We start from the raw sequence: 16,577 nt of genomic DNA, 5'->3' as shown, positions 1-16,577 counted from the left end.
TTTTTGCAGAAAAAAATAAGGTTTCCGCCCGCTGCATACAGACTGAAACCATGGATTTGACCCGCGCAGCAGCCATCGGGCCTAAGCGTACATGCAGCCATGTACGCCCTTCCCGTTCCGCTGCTTCGCGAAAACAATATAAAAAAGTATGACAATTACAGCCATACTTTTCCCGTTCTCATTTCATCAAAATAAGAGATCTATTCCCGGTGTATGCAGTATTCTGTAAGGCAGAAACAACCGGCATGTTATTATGCCGAAAAGGGTACTCAAAAAAACACGATTCTCCCGTGCTTGCCCTTTTGTAAAATTCAGTTGTTTTTTTCATTACAGAACGACTAACATCCACACACCTGCCTTCCTTTTATTCTGTGATTAGTTTAACCTGATACGGTATGTTTGTCAATACCTTTTTTTACCGGCTTTTATGTGCATCCTCCTGAGAGAACCTCTACCGCGCAGCTATGCTTCTTATCGACCTTTCGATATGCAATCCCAACAGCCAGAATCCGTCCCGTATACTGTCCCGTTTCTCCCAGCCTGCCCTGAAATTTCAGGGCATACCCGCGGTCTCTGATCTGACGGATCGCCTCCTCTGCCGTACTGTCCACTTTCAATTCCAGAATGATACAGTCATCCGCTTTCCTTCTCGGATAAAAAATAAAATCCACATATCCGGTTCCTGCCTTATCCTCACGCTCAATCTGGTATTCATCCCGAGCTTCCAGATAAACAAGCCGTACAATCGACGCCAGCTCCGCTTCATTGCTGTAGGACAGCAGCGGACTTTCTGTATTGTGTGCATATTCCAGGATTTCCACCATAGTCCTGGTATCAGCGTTTTTTGTAGCTTCCAGCATCCTTCCAGACTCCTTTGCAAGCCGGTGCACGTACCCCAGGGAAACTTCCTTTTCCACCATATCCGCAAATTTGTCCATCAGTTCTTTATTGGGAATCGAAACACAACCATCTTGATAATTCAGGAATCCATATACGACCATTGCAGAAAAAATCTCATCCTTTGTCGTCAGATTCATGGAAGTAGACGCGTACTCCCTCACTTTCGCCGGAACTGGAATACCGGAGATCATCAGCGCCAGGGCATCCCTGACCTGTGAAATATCCTTTTCAATATAATAGAAGATTTCGTCATAAGGGCCGGAGCTTGTCCAGTAGCCTGCCAGATTATTATTCATCAACGAAAAAACTACGGACCGCGGATTATATATCCTCACCCCTGATTTCGTTTGGTAGCCGTCATACCAGAGGCGAAGCCCTTCTCTGGTCACATGCTGTATTTCCGGATTCAGCCTTTGGTAACGTTCAAACAGATCATCTACTTCATTTTCTGTAAAGCCAAAATATTCCGAATACTTTTCTTCCGCCGCCATCGTATACTCGCAGAACATGTTCAGTTCCGAACCGCTGGAATATTTTGCAATCGGAAGAACCCCTGTCATATAGACCAGCTCCACGTAACCTTTTCCCTTCAGCAAATTACTTAGAAACTCTATAAATGCCGCTTTGTCCTTTCCGTTGGCAAATCCTCTGTTGAAAATATAATCCCACTCATCCAGTACAAAAATGAAGCGGCCATCTTCCTCCGTCTCATAAATCTGAGTGAGGATATCCCAGATTGCATCGTCATTGGTGATCTCCGCATTCGGAAACGCTCTTTTCAAGTCATTGCGCAGAATCCTCTTAATACGTGAAATGTACTGTGCATATGCGGTACATTCATCCGGCACCTCGTTAAAGCTGATATAGATCACATTATGCCTGTTGATATGCTCTTCAAATCCTTTGCAGTCCCCGATCGCTAATTTTTTGAACACCGTCCGGCTGTCTTTTCCTTTTCCAAAAAATGAGGCAATCATCGTTGCCATCATGGTCTTGCCAAAACGCCGCGGCCTTGTGATGCATAGATATCGGTAGTCTTTTTCCTCCCGTGTCTGAGCCTCTTCATTTGAATCCACCAGCGGGATCAGCCCGCCGAGCATTGAAGATTTATCGATAAAATACGTCTCCGCCGCCTCATTGCAAAATAACTGAAACGGGGTTTTGCTGTTCAAATAAATACCCATATCGCTGCTCCTTCCCGGATTCCCTGAATCATTTCATCCCCTATTCTCTCCACTATCATTATTGTACTACAAACCCACTGCAAAGTCATTGGATTTTTTCCGAAAAAAAGGACTCCCCGAACGCTCTCAGGAAGTCCCTTAAATTTAGAATCTCTTATTCTGCTGTTTCCTCATCTTCTGTTTCTGTATCTGTGCTTTCCTCATCTGCTGTCTCACCATCTGCGGTCTCTGCATCTGCAGCTCCCCCTTCTGTGATATCCGCATACATGAAGTGCCAGTATCCATACGGTGAATGCCAGGAGCCTGTGATCTTGTCGCTCTGCAGCCAGAAGTCATTGTAGTAAGCTACCGGCACGCATCCGGTTTCTTCCATAAGGATATCCTCTGCCTCATGAAGTGCAGTGGAACGCTCTACCGGATCAAGCGTAGTTCTGGAAAGTTCCATAGCAGCATCATAATCCGCGTTGTTGAACTTACCGTCGTTGTTTCCGTTTGTAGAATACAGCAGGTCTAACATATTGGAAGGATCGCTGTAGTCGCCAACCCATCCGTTACGGGAAGCATCATAATCTCCGTTACGACGCATCGGTGTAAAGCTTGCCCACTCTACGATATCAACCTTAAGGTCAACGCCTAACTCTGCCCATGCTTCCTGCAGATACTCAGCAACTACCTTGTGGTAACCTGCGTCATTGGTGGAGTAGGTGATGGACGGAAGTCCTTCCCCATTCTCATAGCCAGCTTCTTTCAGAAGCTTCTTCGCCTCTTCCAGGTTTGCTTCATGGTTGCTGATGTCAATATATGGCTGTCCGCCGTTTGCATTTTCCATAAATTCCTTGCCGTCTGTGTCAATCCAGCCAGGTCCCATGAAGTTGCTTGCCGGTGAATAAGTTCCCTGCATCAGTGTATTCGCAACATAATCACGGTCGATTGCAAGGCTCAGAGCCTTACGAACGTTCTTATCTGTGAACGGCTCTCTGTTCAGGTTCAGGCTCAGATAATAGGTTCCGATGATCGGATCTACATAATAATCATCATTGCCTTCCAGAGACGGGATTTCCTCGGTCGGAACGTCTTTGATCATCAGGACTTCACCTGTCTGGTATGCGCTGTAGGATGCGTTCGCATCTTCAATCAGGTTGAACTTGATACCGTCCAGCTTAATTGCGTCTGCATTCCAGTAATTCGGGTTTTTGCTCATCAGGATGTGTGATCCCGGAACCCACTCGGATACATAGAATGATCCGTTAGAAATATAAGTTTCTGCTGAAGTTGCCCATCCGTCGCCGTTTGCTTCGATGGTTGCTTCCTGTACCGGGCTCAATGTAGCAAATGCTGCAAGGCTTCCGAAATAGGTACATGGAGAACTTAAAGTAACAACCAGTGTCTTGTCGTCCTCTGCTTTTACCTGAAGTGCATCCAGTTCGCCTTCAATCGCTTTGTCATAGCCTTCTACCATACCCAATACGGTCTCCGCATAAGGAGCTGCAACCTCCGGGTCACACACACGCTTCCAGCTGTAAACGAAGTCATTTGCTGTCAGGTCGGAACCGTCAGACCATTTCAGGCCGTCTCTTAAATGGAAGGTCCATGTCAGGCCGTCTTCGCTTGTATCCCAGCTTTCTGCCTGTCCCTCTGTAAGCTGTCCGTCCTCACCAACGGTCAGCAGACACTCGAAGGAGTGCAGCAGCATGTTTCCGCCGTCTACCGCGCTGTTCAGCGCCGGGTCGATGGTCTCCGGGTCAGGTCCGATCTGTACGGACAGGATCTTCTCTTCGGAACCCCCGCCGGCATTATCGGTACCTTCCGTACCATTCTGGGATGAACTATTATCCCCCCCCTGGTTATTGCCGCCTCCGCAGGCTGCCAGGCTGAAAGCCATTGTAGTCGCCAGTAATAAAGCGATTACTTTCTTTTTCATTTGATTTCCTCCTTTTTTACTTTGAGCGCTTCCGGCACAGCCGGGCACTCTGTTTTCTATAAACAATACGGACGCATTTTCCTGCATCTATATATGTTTATCCTCACTTACGCGCCGATCCTCAAATCTCTACTCCAAACGGTCAATGTGATGACAGGCGGAAAAATGTCCTCTGTCCACTTCACGCCATACAGGAGCCTCATGGGCACAGCGCTCATCCGCATACGGACACCTGGTACGGAACCGGCAGCCGGACGGCGGATTCAAGGGACTCGGCACATCGCCCTGAAGGGCGATACGCTTGCTCTCCTTCGCGATCTTCGGGTCTGCGATGGGGATCGCGGAGATCAGGCTCTTGGTGTACGGATGCAAAGGACGGGTGATCAGCTCGTAGCTGTCCGCCAGCTCCACCATCCGGCCAAGATACATGACGCCGATCCGGTTGGAAATATGCTTCACCGCGGAAAGGTCATGTGCAATGAACAGGTAGGTCAGCCCCATCTCCTCCTGCAGGTCCTCAAACATGTTGATCACCTGCGCCTGGATGGACACGTCCAGAGCCGAGATCGGCTCGTCGCAGACGATAAACTCCGGCCGCACCGCAAGGGCTCTCGCGATCCCCACACGCTGTCTCTGTCCGCCGGAAAACTCATGAGGATACCGGTTGGCATGCTCGGAGTTCAGTCCTACCCTTCGCAGCATTTCTATAATGATATCATAACGTTCCTGTTTATTTGCCGCCATCTTGTGAACGTCGATCGCCTCGCCGACGATGTCCCCCACCGTCATACGCGGGTCCAGGCTGGCATATGGGTCCTGGAATACGATCTGCATCCGCTTCCGGTATGGAAGCATGTCCACAAACTGCTTTTTCTCCACATCAAAGATCACTTCATTATCGTAAACAAACCTGCCCCCGGTGGGCTCATACAGCCGGAGCAGCGTACGTCCGGTGGTGGTCTTGCCGCATCCGGACTCCCCTACCAGCCCCAGGGTCTCGCCCCTGCCGATGGTAAAGGATACATCGTCCACGGCCTGGATATATTTTTTATTCTTTCCGAAGCCGCCTGCCGGGAAATACTGTTGCAAATGTTCTACCTGTATGAAGCTGTTCTGTTTCTCACTCATTTTGCAGCTCCTTTCTCCATTTCCTCCTTCTGGTTCAGCCAGCACTGGGTATAATGAACCCTGTCAAAGTTGGTAACCGGAGGCATCTCCCGCAGGCAGATCTTCATGCACGCCTCGCACCGGGGCGCAAAGGGACATCCCTTGGGAGGATTCAGCATATCTACCGGAGTACCTTCGATGGGAATCAGCCTTTCATGCTCTTTCGCGTCGATTCTCGGAATGGAGCGGATCAGCCCCTTCGTATACTGGTGCTTCGGATTGTAGAAAATATCCTCCGTCGTACCGTACTCGATCACCTTTCCCGCATACATAACCGCGATACGCTCGCACATGCTGGCTACCACGCCCAGGTCATGGGTGATCATAATGATCGCCATGCCCAGCTTGTCCTTCAATTCCATCATCAGCTCCAGAATCTGCGCCTGGATCGTCACGTCCAGGGCCGTCGTGGGCTCGTCCGCGATCAAGAGCTTGGGCTCGCAGGCCAGCGCGATGGCAATCATGACACGCTGCCTCATACCGCCGGAAAGCTCATGGGGGTACTGTCTCAGACGCTTTTCCGGCTCGTTGATTCCAACCAGCTCCAAAAGCTCCTTTGCCCGGTCCCTGGCCTGTGCCTTCGTCTTATCCGTATGGAGCAGGACTGCCTCCATGATCTGGTTGCCGATGGTGTACACAGGATTTAAGCTGGTCATGGGGTCCTGGAAAATAATGGAGATTTCATTTCCGCGGATCTTGCGCATCTCCTTGTCTGTCATCTCTTCCACCTGATGGCCGTTGAAATACAGGCTTCCCCCGATCAGCTTGCCGGGATAGGCCGTCAGCCCCATCAGGCTGTATGCAGTTACGGATTTGCCGGAGCCGCTTTCGCCTACGATCCCCAGCACTTCTCCCTCTCTCAAATGAATGGACACATCATTCAGCGCTTTCACTTCTCCTGCAGGTGTGAAAAAGGAAAGCCGTTCATTTTTTATATCTACAAGATATTCTGACATATATTCCTCATTTCTGCATAGCTTAGGCTATGCTGCTTTTCCTAATTCTTCTATATAAGACCGCCGGTCCCGGCAATTGCCTGATCAGGCCGCCGTGCCCGGACGGAACAGATGTCTGTTCCTAATTCTTTAACTTCGGGTCAAACGCATCCCGAAGTCCGTCACCCAGCAGGTTGAAACTCAGGATGATCAAACTGATCAAAATTGCAGGAATAAACAACAGGTACGGATACGTATTCATACCGTTGATCGCGTCGCTCGCAAGACTTCCGAGGGACGGCAGCGGAACCGCCACACCCATTCCAAGGAAGCTCAGGAAACTCTCCGTAAAAATCGAAGAAGGAATCTGCAGCGTCGTAGTTACGATCAATGTTCCGATACAGTTTGTCAGCAAATGCTTCTTAATGATCTTGCCGTTGCCCACACCCAGTGCCCTGGCTGCCGTTACGTACTCGCTCTCTTTGAGCATCAGCACCTGGCTTCTGACCATTCGTGCCATACCAACCCAGTACAGCAGGGCAAATACCACGAAAATACTGATCAGGTTCTCGCCTACGATCCCGACCCAGCTAAAGCCCGGCACATCCTTGAGACGGCTTAAGGGGTCCTTCAATGCAAAGGACAGAAGTACGATCAGCAGAATATCCGGGATCGTATAGATGATATCCACAATCCGCATCATCACGAGGTCTACCCATCCTCCGAAAAATGCGGCGATCGATCCGTAAGCAGAACCGATGATCAGGATGATGCCTGTGGCGATCAGCCCTACCAGAAGGGATATGCGGCTCCCCATCATCACACGGATAGCATAGTCGCGACCCAGTTTATCGGTTCCGAACACATGGGGAAATACCTTCTCCCCGGCATCGATCCTTGCCTGCTCATCCGCCGAATACTCCATGGGAGCCAGATTGTTGCCTCCCTTGATCTGATCCTTATAAGAATAAGGATAAAACGAAGGAACGATAAATGAGAAAATCATTACAAGTATTACAACCACGATACTTGTCATTGCTACTTTATTTTTTACAAGGCGGCGTCCGCCGTCCTTCCAGAAGCTCACACTTTCCCGCATGATGACCTGGCTTTGCTTCTCTTCTTCTGTTGCAGGCAGGAAATCCTCAGGATTAAGTTTCAGTTGAAAGCTGACCGGATTCTCTTTCATGATCACTGCACTCCTTACTTTAGTTTAATTCTCGGGTCTACAATCTTATATACGATGTCCACGGCCACGTTCATCACGATGATCAGCGTCGCGAGGAAGATCGTCGTACCCATGATCAGCGTATAGTCACGTCCGTTGATGGCGCGGATGAACTCACCGCCAAGTCCCGGGATCGTAAAGATCTTTTCCACAACAAAGCTTCCTGTTACCGTATAGGCAAGCATCGGGCCTACATAAGTCACTACAGGAAGGATTGCGTTACGAAGGGCATGCTTAAACAGAGATACAAATCCCGACACGCCTTTCGCTTTTGCCGTACGCATATAATCCTGTCCCAGCACGTCCAGCATGGAAGACCGCATCAGTCTCATGATATACGCAGTAGGATAGAAGGACAATGCCATAACCGGCATGATATAGTGCTTCCACGTTCCGATTCCAAGCGTCGGAAGCACTCCTAATTTAACACCGAAAAAATACAGGAGCACCGTGCAGATTACAAAGCTGGGAACCGCAATCCCGCAGGTTGCAACTACACTGATCAGACTGTCCAAAAACTTCCCTCTCTTCAGGGCTGCGATACAGCCAAGGGGGATTCCCAGCGTCAGGGCTACCAGTACGGAGATACCTCCCACCCTTGCCGACACAGGGAACTTCGTTGAGATAATGTCCATCACGGTACGGCCGCGCTGCTTTAAGCTGTCGCCGAGGTCACCGTGCAGGGCATCGCCGATATACGTTAGATATTGCTGAAATAAAGGCTTGTCCAGGCCGTACTTGGCCTCTAACGCCGCTGTTGCCTGCGGGCTGATCGCCTTCTCCGAAAGGAACGGCCCGCCGGGAACCATATTCATCAGAAAAAATGTAATGGTTGCAACTGCCCAGATCGTCACTATGGCAAGACCGATTCGCTTTGCAATGTACTTTAACATGCTTTCCACTCCTTATCTTCCTGTACCCCCGGATTCACCTTGTACACACTCCTGAGAATACATCCTATTAAAAATGAGGAACACTTCGTTTAGTCATGACAAACACTCAGCGTTCCTCACTGCGAAATATAATAGCAAATTAATAATGATTTGTCAATCCTTCAAAGTGGTAAAGCAATGAAATAGCGACAATTTTTTTCAAATAAATCCGCTTTTTTCTTGCATAATGCTGTTATTTTTTACAAACAGGCCGGATTTTATAAATCATTCCCCGAAAAAAGGAGAGATGGAAGCGGATTCTCCGTTGATATTTACCTCCCGTGTATTTTGATTACTGCTTTCACAATATCCGCCTTATGATTCAGCGAAACCTCCATTGCTTTATCAGCCTCATCCAGAGAAAACTCATCTGTCACGATCCCTTTCAGATTGACTTTTCCGTCAGCCACCGCCTGGATCGCCATGGGGTAAATATGCCGATAACGGAATACCGTTTTAAAATTCAGTTCTTTATCCAGCGCAAGACTCATCGGAAGAGACACTTCGCCGGTTGGGCTGTATCCTACAAACACGATGGTAGCGCCCTTTCCGGCAATCTGGACTGCCTGCTTCGATGTAATCTCTGCTCCCGCCGTCTCAATCACCAGATCTGCGCCTTTTCCGCCGGTCAGCTCTTTGATTCTTTCAGCCACCTCTTCCTTTTTGCCGTTGACCACCCCGGCAGCCCCAAGCTCCATCGCCTTTTCCAGGCGCTTCTCCATAATATCTACTACATAAACCTCCGACACACCTCTCGCCTTCAGCGCCATCATGGAAACCAGGCCGATACACCCTGCCCCCATAACAACCGCTTTCTGTCCCAGATGCGCATCTCCCTGAACCGCCGCATGGAAGCCGACTGCCAGAGGTTCGATCAAGGCGCCTTCCAGCGTGCTCACATGATCCGGCAGCTTGAAGCAAAGATCTGCCTCATGGGCAACATATTCCTGAAACACCCCGTCTACGGGCGGAGTTGCGAAAAAGATCACATCCCTGCATAGATTGTATTTTCCTTCTCTGCAAAATTCACAATGCCCGCATGTTTTTCCCGGCTCCAATGCAACCCGGTCTCCCACCTTCAGATGGCTTACAGCCTGTCCGACTTCCACAACCACGCCTCCCGGCTCATGTCCCAGAACGAAAGGCGGCTCCACCACATAGTCTCCGATTGCGCCAGTCTCGTAATAATGCAGATCCGATCCGCAGATCCCCACATAATCCAATCTTACCAGGACTTCATCCTCTTTCGGCTGCGGTATCGGGCGTTCTTCAAATCCCATCTTACGAATCCCGGTCATTACAGCCACTTTCATCATACCTTCCATTTCTCCTGCCTCCTATTATAACCTCGTTTCAGCGTCTCTCCAGCATATATACTTTCACTTCTTCTGCTTCCAGGGACAGTCGCAGAACCGCTCTGTCATTCGTCAAAACACTGGTCTTATCTGCTGTAATGTCCCGAAGCTCCGTATACACTGAGCATGGAAAAGCAAGCTCAAATTCCGCGCTTTTGTTCTCATGGTTGATCACAAAAAGGAACGCTTCCTGCTCCCCGTACAGCATACGGACTTCGACTAACTCCCCTCCGGGACATGATATCTGAGCCGCCGGCCGATACTCGACCTCTTCCATCAGCTTCCCAAAAAACGCATTCGTATGTTTCGAATAATTCCACATGGCATTGGCAAAAAACAGAGTTCCCACATATGCCGTTTTTCCTTTGCCGTACCCATTCGATACCGCTGCCGGCCTGCCGTTTTCGAAACTGGCGAATACATCGGCTCCCTGCTTCACCTCCATATGTTCTGCTGTCACTTTGGCTATATTCTCATATACATGGCCTGCGTCCTTTAGATTTTCTTCGTTGATCACCTGGTAATCGCTTTTCACATCCAGCCCGAATACCTGGTCCAGACCTCCCGCAGGGCATATTTCGGCTCCCCATGCCTCGTCGGTAAAATACCCCAGCATCCCGTCGCTGATAATCCTGCCCCCGCCTTTGACATATGTTTCGAGAGCCGCACCCAGTTCCGAAGTGACGCTCACTCCATAGGGTATAATCAAAAGCTTATACTTCTCTAGTTCACCGTTCTGTGCTCTTTCTTTATTTATAAAATCCGGCTGGATCAGATTCTTCATGCACAGCTTATAAGCGCCCATAAATGCGAGAGAATCTTTATAAAACCGGTTCTGTTTTCGAATCAGACAACTGCCGGACGTCCCAAGCGAAACCAGCCCTTCTATAAAGATACTGTCCAGATTATATAAAATAGCCACCTCGCTCTCCGGGGCCATAGCCCGTGCGATCTTTTCTTTATATTTCCCAAACAGACCGGTAAACTCTTTCAGCGCATCGCACCGCTCTGTCCAGTCGCCATTTCTTTCCGTAAACCCGAGCGAAATCGTTTCTACCGTAGACAATTCCGGACGCCAGCCCCAAAACAGGATTCCCTTTGCTCCCCTGGCAATCTGTCCCCAGGTCTGCCGTTTGATCGTTTTTCCTGATATAGGCAGAGAAAAGCAAAAGCTGTCTTCTGTACGCTCACCCACAAATACATACATCGGCCCGGCCCCTGTACCTGTTTCTCCAATCCAGTAAGGGCCGTTATGATTTACGCTTCTCAGAAGATCGCATACAAATGCGGTTATCTCTGGATTCACGGCGTCATACATGGAACTGCCGATCATATCTGTGGTTTCTGCCAACAGATAATGGTCGTTGGACGTCACGACCGGATGGCCAGTCTCGTATATGGCCGTATGTACAACCGTACAGCGGTCCTCGTCATAAGACTTGATTGTATCACTGAGGAATCTCATGGCATCTGCCTGTGCAGCGGCGCGGAAATATTTCCAGTCCAGCCAATCTGTATACATGCCTACGGATCTCGGCGGCTGTACCTGCCCCCAATTCTGATACTGTCTTGTCCACACCTCATTCAGCCGCTCCAGATTCCCATATTTCTCTTTCAGCCAACGACGGAACTTTTCTTTTGAGTACTCGCAATAGCAATAGACCAGTTCTTTCCAGTCATTCTGATAATATTGCTGGGAGGGTTCTTCTGTCGGTTCATGAAAAATATCGAACGCAATGATATCCTCGTTGCCTTTATAGTGCTCCGTAAACGCTTTCAAAAAATTCCGGATTGTCTCCCTGTGGGGTTCGCTGTCCAGACACAGTCCCGGCCAGCCTCCGGTGGATGCATCCGACTGCTGATGGGGCGTCCATACAGTCTCTCCCGCCGAGACATACCTGCTGTCTGGATGTTTTTCGAACACCCATTCCGGCGTGCAGACCAGATATAACGTAAAAATCACTTTCAGGCCGTGGCGCACGGCAGCCTCCGCAATGCGGTCATAATATGTAAAGTCAAACCTGTTTTCATCCGGTTCAATGGTTCCCCATGTAGCATGAACCCTGACCGTATCCATACCGCAGGCTTTCATGTTGGAAAAATCCTTTTCCCAATGCCTGTCTGTCCTGTCCCTGTAAGCAGAATATTTCGTCCCGATGGGAAAAATCTCCTGCAGCTTTTTTGTATGATCCATCTAGTTCCTCCATTATAAAATCTGTCTCACTTCCAGCTTCCTGCCTTCTGGATTTTTTACATAAACTGTTTTTATCTCACCAGGCAGGATATCAAAATAATTATCAGAACATTCCATATCTCCGGCAACATATACACCATGCGCAAAGCCGGAGCAGGTCATCTGAATACAGGTTTGATCCTGTTTCTGATTCTCTGAGAGAATTTCCACCCTATTTTTGGAAAATCTGAGCTGCTTCATATCCTCTAACTGCAGATATGCGCCTTCTGCGCAGCTTTGTCCAGGCAGATACATCATGATCCCTGCTTTATAATCTTCTCCGGCAAGCTTCTCCTTTTTACAGCACAGCCTTGTCGCCGGCGGGATCGTTACCGTCAGGGGGGCGGTTTTTCTGCATGCTCCGTCAAATGATACATATCCCCATTCTCCCGTCACGGTGACTTCCTCCAGAGTGTCATTGCATCCCATCAAAATCACATTCCCCTCTTCTAAGCGAATGATGAATTTCACATGGGACAGCGCTCTTTTCACAAAGTAGTAGGAAATCTTTTTCCTCAGGTAATAGTCAATAATCGTCCATCCATTTTCACCCCAGGTATCATTGTACATCCAGAACAATGCCCCATAGCATTTCTCTTTAAAGCGCATAGCTTCTAATGAATATCCCAGGATATGCCCCTGTACCATTCCGCCGTAAAGAAGATATTCTTCCATAGGCAGATTCTGTACATGATCCAGATAATGCTTCTCAATTCCTGCCAAAACCGTATTTCTCTCGAATACGTTACAGTGCATTTCCCATATTTTTCCCGATCTTTCGAGAGCATGGCCGCCCATATATTCTCTGGTCGATTCCAGGCAGCAAGGCCCAATACAGCCATATTCGCTGACAAATTTGGATTCCACCTGGTCATAAAGCCTCGGTTCAATGCGTTCTTCCATGTTCTGGCTCATATAGCCGTTATGCCAGCGGTGAACATCTCCCGCCGTATCGTCATTCGGAAGCCGCCCCCCATAAGGAGAACTGTTCCAATATGGAATCTCCGGACAATTATGGCGTATGATTTCCTTTGTCATATGGTTGGTTATATACAGTCCCAGTGCCCTTTCGTGTCTGAATTCTACATTCCATCTTGGATTGTCATATTTATTAAAAAGCCAGTGGTTCTCATTGCTTCCGCAGAACAGTGCAATACACGCATAATTCCCAAGCCGTTTTGTCTGGTAGTCCAGTTCCTTTCTCACCAGTTCCTGAAAGGATTCCAGATGATCCGGATAAGCAGAGCAGGCAAACATAAAATCCTGCCATACCAATATTCCTTTCTCCGCGCAGGACTCATAGAACCGGTCGCTTTCATACAGGCCGCCTCCCCAGATGCGCAGCATATTAAAATTAGCGCCTGCTGCCTCCTTTAGGAGATACTCTACTTTTTCATCTGTGACCCTGGCATAAACAGAATCGTTGGGAATCCAGTCACCGCCTTTGCAGAAGATGGGAACTCCGTTTACAACAATCTGGAATTTTCTGTTTTCATCGTCCAGGCGCGCAGTATCAAGCGTCAGTTTTCGAATACCGACGGCTTTGAGCCGATGCTCATCCCTGACTCCTTCGCACTCAATCGAGCAGACCACCTGATACAGAGGCTGTCCGCCGCAGCCGTTTGGCCACCACAATTCCGGGTTCTCAATTTTCAGCTCAAAGTCAAAATAATTATCCCCGGAGGTCAGCAGGCAGTCCCTGTATTCTGATGCCACCTGTTTTTCCCCTCTGCAGACAGAGACAGATATACTGCAATCCCGGGTAGACAGCATATCCAGATTTTCTATACACACAGAAGCCGAAAGGACTGCCTGGCCTTCCCGAATATCCGAAGTATACACATGCATCTGCCGGATGGCCGCTTTACTCATACAGCGGATGTATACATCCCCGGTTATCCCGCATGTGACAACCCTCGGCCCCCAATCCCAGCCAACGGTGTATTGGGGCCTTCTTACAAAAGCTCTCCGGTAATCACTTCTGTCCTTTCCCCCGTTATCCTGCTCCCGGCATACCGCCCAGTTAATCTGTGACAACTGCTGATCGTCCACATGTTCCAGTCCCGTTGTCACCCGGACAATGAGTTCATTCCTTCCCGGCCGGATATACTCTTTGATCTCCTTCACAAACGGATAATGTACACTTTTCTGGCATCCGAGAAGATGCCCGTTTATGAAAACGGCAGCATCCGTATCCAGCCGTTCCAATACCAGTTCGATGACCTCTGCATCCAGATCCGCTTCACTGCATTCAAAGGTTTTAAGAAACCACCAGGATTTCTGTTCAATCCACTCAGATTCAAAGCAATAATCCGCTTTTACAGGGTCACGAATCAGCCCGTTTTCCATCAGGGGCATGCGGACATCCGCCGGCAGCCGGCATTTCATCCATTCATCTTCTTTTTTTCTCACCTCGTCCGCAAAGGTGATATCCCAAAAAAGAGGCGCACTGCAAAGATTCCAATTTTCGTTTAAATTCATCTGCTTCATATTATATAAACTCCCTCTTTTTACAAAACCGCAGATCGCACACATGAAGCCGAAAGCTTTTCACAGAAACCTCCCATGATTTCCGTATACTCTCTGTATATCCGCTTCTGTTTCTCATACACCTCATCCATATCGTGCTTTGCTTCAAAATCTCTTCTGTCGTTCACAAACTGTTTTGCCGTTTCTTTCATGTCCGGGAATATGCCGACCGCATGCCCGGCCAGAATTGATGCCCCCCACATGGATACGTCATTTCTGTCCAGCGTTGTATGGGTGATCCCTGTAATGTCTGCGCAGATCTGGGGCCACAATTTCGATTTTGCCCCTCCTCCTGTCATTTTCATACAATCCCACTTATATTCCGGATATAAAATTCTGACACGGTCTAATGCCAGCGAAAAATCATAGGAAAAGCTCTCCAGCAAAGAACGGTAGAAATGGCCCGTGCCGTGGCTCCAGTCGAATCCCATAAAAACCCCTTTCAGGTTTCCATCCAAAGGCATGGAACTCCCTCCAAGCAGCCCCACCGCCATCATGCCGCTGCATCCCGGAGATACTTCCGCCGCCATATGGTCCGCCCTGATAAACGCGTCTTTCAAATTTTCCTCCGGGCCTCTCACAAACGTGTTGACGGCCCAGTCCAGGGTGATGCCGGAACCCGCGGCGAAGTGTGTCGCATAATACAGTCCGGGGATTGCGGCGGCCAGGACGTCCAGCCTCCGCTCTTCCATATCCGGCCGGTATTCCTCCACACAGCAGCTTATCTCCCCGTAGGATGAAGCTTCAAATATAGAATCTCCGGGTTCTACGATCGCTGCCCCAAGACAGCCTGACACTTTATCCCCTGCCCCAGCCACCAGCGGAATACCTGATTTTAATCCAGTCAGTTTTGCATATTCCTCTGACAAACTGCCGCAGATATAGTCTGACGAAACCATACGCGGAAGATATTTATCTTCCAGACCGATCGAACCGCAGATTTTTTCCGACCAGACGCCTTTATTCATATCCGCCAGCCCGGTCCATGACGCATAGGAAGTATCCATTACAGCCTGGTCTATGTCCAGTTTTCCTAATTTTCCGATCACGTAGCCGCTGATCATCAGATATTTTTTTATCTTTTTTGATTCCTCCGGAAATTCTTCTTTAAACCAGATGTATTTCGGCGCCATCTGCGGAAAATTGGTCCCTCCGGTTTTCAAAAATTCCTCTTTATGAAGTTCCATTTGCTCTTTGGCATACGGCATATATCTAGAATCAAGCGAACAGGACCATGTGGTAATATCATTCCAGTTTTTATCTACGCCCATAAATCCTGACATCTGGCCTGTAAACGCAATCGCTTCAACCGTACCCCCTGTATTCTCTGCCCGGGCGCACGCCTGCTTCATACAGGCAAGGACCGACGCAAACAAATCTTCCCCTTTCTGGATAAATATCCCCGGCCCCGGCCTTTCATCCCGAACCGGCTCCATTGCTTCTGCGATACACTGTCCCGATATATCGTACAGGCCGCTCTTAATAAAACTCGTGCCCAGGTCAACTGCCATCAATAATGCTTTTCCCAATCCTCTCACCTCTCTAACAAAGCAACTGCAGAGCTTGTTCCAATCCTGGAACACCCCTCCGCCAGATACCCCTCCAGCGCCTCTCTTGTTTTGATTCCTCCTGCCGCTTTGATCCTGACACGCTCTCCGATGTATTTTTTGAAAAGGCGGATATCATCCATCGTGGCCCCGGCTGTTCCGAACCCTGTGGAGGTTTTGATAAAATCCGCCCCTGTTTCAGTAATAATCCGGCACAGCTCTTTCTTTTCCTCCTCCGAAAGATAGCAGGTCTCAATAATCACCTTGAGAACACACCCGCTGACAGCTTTCCTGACCGCATAGATCTCTTCCTGAACCCTGTCAAATTCCTTATTTTTGACATCCGATATATTAATCACCATATCAATTTCTGCCGCACCCTTATTCATTGCATCAGCCGCTTCAAAAACCTTTGTCTCTTTCGTGGCATATCCCAGCGGAAATCCAATTACTGTACAGATTTGGATCTGTGTTCCAAATTCCTCCTTCACCCGTTCAATATAGCATGGCGGGATACACACGGACGCCGCTCCATATTTTACAGCCTCCCGGCATAATTGGTCGATTTCCTTCCAGCCTGCATCTGGTTTCAATTGTGTATGGTCAATGCTGTTCCATATTGCCTCTGCTTTCATTCTTTTTACTC

At 48.8% G+C, this 16,577-nt stretch carries 11 protein-coding genes; all 11 read right to left on the bottom strand.

What is annotated here, in order from left to right:
- Window positions 1–425 precede the first annotated feature (425 nt).
- Window positions 426–2,084, bottom strand: coding sequence for an AAA family ATPase (locus EBB54_RS05265; protein WP_125126638.1), 1,659 nt, complete (start codon window positions 2,082–2,084; stop codon window positions 426–428).
- 154 nt (window positions 2,085–2,238) lie between these two features.
- On the bottom strand, window positions 2,239–4,005 hold the full coding sequence (locus EBB54_RS05260; protein WP_125126637.1) for a peptide ABC transporter substrate-binding protein: 1,767 nt from the start codon (window positions 4,003–4,005) through the stop codon (window positions 2,239–2,241).
- A 129-nt stretch (window positions 4,006–4,134) separates the two neighbouring features.
- Window positions 4,135–5,133 (bottom strand): ABC transporter ATP-binding protein, encoded by a 999-nt coding sequence (locus EBB54_RS05255; RefSeq protein ID WP_004069145.1) that lies wholly within the window; start codon window positions 5,131–5,133, stop codon window positions 4,135–4,137.
- Complete coding sequence (locus EBB54_RS05250; RefSeq protein WP_004069146.1) at window positions 5,130–6,128, bottom strand: ABC transporter ATP-binding protein; 999 nt, start codon at window positions 6,126–6,128, stop codon at window positions 5,130–5,132. Before EBB54_RS05250 ends, EBB54_RS05255 begins: the two co-directional genes overlap by 4 nt.
- A gap of 121 nt (window positions 6,129–6,249) precedes the next feature.
- Entirely contained in the window at window positions 6,250–7,296 is a 1,047-nt protein-coding gene (locus tag EBB54_RS05245; protein ID WP_004069147.1) for an ABC transporter permease, read from the bottom strand.
- A 14-nt stretch (window positions 7,297–7,310) separates the two neighbouring features.
- On the bottom strand, window positions 7,311–8,228 hold the full coding sequence (locus EBB54_RS05240; protein WP_004069148.1) for an ABC transporter permease: 918 nt from the start codon (window positions 8,226–8,228) through the stop codon (window positions 7,311–7,313).
- 311 nt (window positions 8,229–8,539) lie between these two features.
- The gene (locus EBB54_RS05235; protein ID WP_125126636.1) at window positions 8,540–9,592 is read right to left on the bottom strand and encodes an NAD(P)-dependent alcohol dehydrogenase; all 1,053 of its coding nucleotides are present in this window, start codon (window positions 9,590–9,592) and stop codon (window positions 8,540–8,542) included.
- A gap of 28 nt (window positions 9,593–9,620) precedes the next feature.
- Entirely contained in the window at window positions 9,621–11,816 is a 2,196-nt protein-coding gene (locus tag EBB54_RS05230) for a beta-galactosidase (RefSeq protein WP_125126635.1), read from the bottom strand.
- A 12-nt stretch (window positions 11,817–11,828) separates the two neighbouring features.
- A complete protein-coding gene (locus tag EBB54_RS05225; protein WP_125126634.1) occupies window positions 11,829–14,345 on the bottom strand; it encodes a glycoside hydrolase family 2 protein in 2,517 nt (838 codons plus the stop codon).
- Window positions 14,346–14,365: 20 nt separating this feature from the next.
- Window positions 14,366–15,913: a xylulokinase gene (locus EBB54_RS05220; RefSeq protein ID WP_125126633.1), complete on the bottom strand. Its 1,548-nt coding sequence runs from the start codon at window positions 15,911–15,913 to the stop codon at window positions 14,366–14,368.
- Between the two features lie 5 nt (window positions 15,914–15,918).
- Window positions 15,919–16,566 carry a deoxyribose-phosphate aldolase gene (gene deoC, locus EBB54_RS05215; protein ID WP_125126632.1) on the bottom strand — a complete coding sequence of 216 codons (648 nt, stop codon included), beginning with the start codon at window positions 16,564–16,566 and terminating at the stop codon, window positions 15,919–15,921.
- Window positions 16,567–16,577 lie beyond the last annotated feature (11 nt).

Origin of the sequence: Schaedlerella arabinosiphila (genome assembly GCF_003885045.1) — a bacterium.
Classification (GTDB): Bacteria; Bacillota; Clostridia; order Lachnospirales; family Lachnospiraceae; genus Schaedlerella; species Schaedlerella arabinosiphila.
Note: the sequence above shows the minus strand (reverse complement) of the source record. Positions and strands in the feature narration are given on the sequence as shown.

Coding starts and splice junctions, on each gene's coding strand:
- EBB54_RS05265 (WP_125126638.1), bottom strand. CDS start 2,084: ATGGGTATTTATTTGAACAGCAAAACCCCGTTTCAGTTATTTTGCAAT.
- EBB54_RS05260 (WP_125126637.1), bottom strand. CDS start 4,005: ATGAAAAAGAAAGTAATCGCTTTATTACTGGCGACTACAATGGCTTTC.
- EBB54_RS05255 (WP_004069145.1), bottom strand. CDS start 5,133: ATGAGTGAGAAACAGAACAGCTTCATACAGGTAGAACATTTGCAACAG.
- EBB54_RS05250 (WP_004069146.1), bottom strand. CDS start 6,128: ATGTCAGAATATCTTGTAGATATAAAAAATGAACGGCTTTCCTTTTTC.
- EBB54_RS05245 (WP_004069147.1), bottom strand. CDS start 7,296: ATGAAAGAGAATCCGGTCAGCTTTCAACTGAAACTTAATCCTGAGGAT.
- EBB54_RS05240 (WP_004069148.1), bottom strand. CDS start 8,228: ATGTTAAAGTACATTGCAAAGCGAATCGGTCTTGCCATAGTGACGATC.
- EBB54_RS05235 (WP_125126636.1), bottom strand. CDS start 9,592: ATGGAAGGTATGATGAAAGTGGCTGTAATGACCGGGATTCGTAAGATG.
- EBB54_RS05230 (WP_125126635.1), bottom strand. CDS start 11,816: ATGGATCATACAAAAAAGCTGCAGGAGATTTTTCCCATCGGGACGAAA.
- EBB54_RS05225 (WP_125126634.1), bottom strand. CDS start 14,345: ATGAAGCAGATGAATTTAAACGAAAATTGGAATCTTTGCAGTGCGCCT.
- deoC (WP_125126632.1), bottom strand. CDS start 16,566: ATGAAAGCAGAGGCAATATGGAACAGCATTGACCATACACAATTGAAA.